Source organism: Micromonospora sp. AMSO1212t, assembly GCF_008868145.1.
In the GTDB taxonomy this organism is placed as follows: Bacteria; Actinomycetota; Actinomycetes; order Mycobacteriales; family Micromonosporaceae; genus Micromonospora; species Micromonospora tulbaghiae.
Map to the genome: position 1 here is coordinate 1 of NZ_WBKS01000258.1, position 938 is coordinate 938.

At 68.4% G+C, this 938-nt stretch carries 1 protein-coding gene; it reads left to right on the top strand.

All coding sequences use genetic code 11. The features are described 5' to 3' along the window. Positions 1-54: 54 nt before the first annotated feature. Positions 55-920 (top strand): IS5 family transposase gene (locus F8279_RS29700; RefSeq protein WP_192580803.1). Its coding sequence is split into 2 segments (ribosomal slippage): positions 55-388 and positions 388-920, totalling 867 coding nucleotides; the frame shifts between segments, so codons are not numbered across the junction. Positions 921-938: the final 18 nt, after the last annotated feature.

A 938-nucleotide genomic window follows, 5' to 3' on the forward strand; every position in this document is an offset into this window, starting at 1 on the left:
CTAGGGCGTGTCCTGCCGATCATGTAGTGGTTGATCGTTGACGATGTGCCGGTGGTGCGTCGTGGTGAGTTGACCGATGAGGCGTGGGCGGTGATCGCGCCGTTGCTACCGGAACCTGGTGGGGCGCGGGGGCGGTGGCGGGATCACCGGCAGGTCATCAACGGGATCCTGTGGAAGCTGCGTACGGGTGCGCCGTGGCGTGACCTGCCGGAACGCTTCGGGCCGTGGAAGACCTGTCATGAGCGTCTGCGCCGCTGGACCGCTGACGGGACGTGGGATCGGATCCTCGCGGCGGCGCAGGTGCACGATGACGGCACGCCGGTCCAGTGGACGATCAGCATCGACTCGTCGATCGTGCGGGCGCATCAGCATGCCGCTGGCGCCCGCAAAAAGGGGGCTCCCCGGCAAGTGCGGCGACGCCTGGTGCGCAAGATGGCGAGGCCATCGGCCGGTCCCGCGGCGGGTTGAGCACGAAGATCCACCTCGCGGTCGACGGACGCGGACGGCCGCTGTCGATCCTGCTCACCCCCGGCCAAGCCGGCGACAACCCGCAGCTCCTGGCGCTGCTGGACGCGATCCGCGTCAATGAGCGCGGGCCGGGTCGGCCCCGCAAGCGACCGGAGGTGCTGATCGCGGACAAGGGCTATGCACATGACTCGACCCGGCGAGCCCTGCGACAACGCGGGATCCGGCACGTCATCCCGGAACGCAGCGACCAGGTCGCTCGCCGGGCCGCCAAGGGCAGCCACGGCGGGCGACCACCGGCCTTCGACAAGGCGATCTACAAGAAACGCAACGTCGTGGAACGCTGCTTCAACCGGCTCAAGCAGTGGCGTGACCTGGCAACGCGATACGCCAAACGCGCATCCCTCTACCGAGCCGGCCTCGTCCTGATCGCTGCCGTCATCTGGCTCCCATGATCGACAGGACACGCCCTA